This window comes from Kitasatospora sp. NPDC050463, assembly GCF_040655255.1.
Classification (GTDB): domain Bacteria; phylum Actinomycetota; class Actinomycetes; order Streptomycetales; family Streptomycetaceae; genus Kitasatospora.
Window position 1 is genome coordinate 1 of the sequence record NZ_JBFAJO010000211.1, and the last position, 1,990, is coordinate 1,990.

General features: G+C 70.5%; 2 protein-coding genes and 1 pseudogene. 1 reads left to right on the forward strand and 2 read right to left on the reverse strand.

Features of this window, described 5'->3' with window-relative positions:
* Positions 1–570: 570 nt before the first annotated feature.
* Positions 571–705, reverse strand: a complete 135-nt coding sequence (locus AB0J08_RS41535) for a hypothetical protein (RefSeq protein WP_360645378.1) — start codon at positions 703–705, stop codon at positions 571–573.
* Positions 706–759: 54 nt separating this feature from the next.
* The gene (locus tag AB0J08_RS41540) at positions 760–1,491 is read right to left on the reverse strand and encodes an HAD-IA family hydrolase (RefSeq protein WP_360645381.1); all 732 of its coding nucleotides are present in this window, start codon (positions 1,489–1,491) and stop codon (positions 760–762) included.
* A gap of 144 nt (positions 1,492–1,635) precedes the next feature.
* On the opposite strand from AB0J08_RS41540, the pseudogene AB0J08_RS41545 reads away from it, so the two are divergent.
* Positions 1,636–1,990, forward strand: a pseudogene (locus AB0J08_RS41545) (hypothetical protein); the annotation flags it as partial.

The following is a 1,990-nucleotide window of genomic DNA, read 5'->3' on the forward strand; positions in this document are numbered from 1 at the left end:
TGGTGATCATTCTCTCCTCGTCCGCCCCCACGGCGGCCTGGGCCCGCAGCAACCCCGGCACACCCCACCCCCTGCCTCCCTGAATTACCCCAACATGGGCTCTATACCCGCAACTTGAGGAACTCAGCAGTAGGCGGCGTTCACCGCGACCTTGCAGGCCGAGTGTGATCAGCGAGGGACGCGTAGTCCAGCGGGATGCGTTCCCATCCGAGCGTTGAGAACCCTCCCGCGCTGGCTCACGAGGTGGTGGTCGAGACGTTGGAGCGGGCTTTGCGTGGCCGGTCGCACGAGGCCGGGGCAGCGACTGTCCTGGTCGGGAGCGCATTGAACGACGACGATGGGGGCTTCGTCGAGCCTCGGTGCCGCGGCCGGATCCGAGCCGGAGCGGGCGTCGGCCGAGGCACCCAGTTGCGGGCCTTGATCGGTCGTCGGGCGGATGGCAGGGCAAAGGAGGCGCCGTCCGCCGGGTGAGCCTGGCGGACGGCGGGTCGGCGTGCGTCTCCCGACCACCGCGTCCGCGTCGCTCAGGACGGATGGCGCCTCAGGGCTGTCTTGACAGCCTGTGAGCCCTCACACGGTGGAAGCGATCCAGCCCACGGTCTCGGAGGTGTGGGTTCCGTCCGAGGCGACCTTGCCGTTGGCGTGGAGCTCGTTGATGCGGATCTTGAAGCCGACGGTGTTGACGTCGGCGATACGCAGGCGCATACGGCTGCTTTCCGGAAATTGATCAGCTATGCCAATCGTGGACGACCTTAGCGGCTACCTGAAGAGGTCCAGCAGTTCCGTCAGGGACGCGATGGTGGGCACGTGCGAGGTGGCCGCTCCTCGGCAGACCGCGCGTCCCGCGTACCCGAGCGTGATCGCGGCGGTGACCAGGATCGGATCGTCGTCGACGAACAGGCACTGCGCGGGCGGGAGATCCAGCGCGGTGCTGGCGTGGTGGTACATCCGCGGGTCCGGCTTGTTGCAGCCGAGTTCCGCCGAGATCGCGTACGCCTCGAAGTACTGCCCTATCCCCAGTCCTGCGTGAAGGTCCGGCAGGTTGGGCCAGGCGTCCGACACCACCGCCATGCGCACGCCTCGTCGGCTCAGCTCCTCCAGGGTGTCCACGACCTCGGGGTACGTCTCCAGGACGGTGGCCGGGGGGACCTCACGGCGCAGCTCGGCGAGGAGCTCCGAGGTCGGGTGCACGCCGAGGTCGTGAAGCATCACGCGGTGGTAGTCGTCGTGGTCGGGCGTCGTCGGTGAGGCGTTGAGGAACCTGTCGCCGGCGGCGATGGCCGCCGCGAACCGTTCCGACGTGATCGAGGGTGCGTGGGCGAGGACGGTGTGCTCGAAGTCCGCTCGTGGGTTCCAGCGGCCACCGATCGGCTGCATCAGCACGCCGCCCGAGTCGAAGAGAACAGCACGGAGACCTTCGGATGAGGATGCTCGTGTCGTCGTCACCCCGCCCAGTGTGATGCACGTGGGCCCGCCGGTCGACCTCTCCACCGGGTCCGCCCGTCCCTCGGTCCGGGACGGCCGGCTGGTCCCCTCGGGCAGCGACGCTGCGGCCCGGCGCAAGAGGTGGCGGGTGGGGGACCGGCCGGACTCGGTAGGCTCGGCCAGCCTCATCACCGCCTCAAGGCCCGTCGGTTGTCCGACGAACATGTCGCCTTCTCCACGGCCCTGGCGGCAGTGCGGCCGTACCTGGTCCGCCAGTACGGTGGCCGCCGGCGGTGGGACGATTTCGAGCAGACCCTCACCTGGTGGCACCGGGCGGTCGAACCCGGCGTCGACCGGCTCGGACTCACCGTCACCCCCAAGTGCTGGCAGGCCTGGCTGGACGAGCCCCGACCAGCCGATCTGACCGCCCCGCCCCGCCCCGCCCCGCCCCAGCCCGGGCCGGCGCCGCAGCCGCGACGCGTCCGCCTCCGGGCCGCCCGGCCCTGCGGGAGGGCTGCACGCATGCCGGGAGCACTGGGCGGCGACGAGGTGGCGGGCGATCCGG

Coding starts and splice junctions, on each gene's coding strand:
- AB0J08_RS41535 (WP_360645378.1), bottom strand. CDS start 705: ATGCGCCTGCGTATCGCCGACGTCAACACCGTCGGCTTCAAGATCCGC.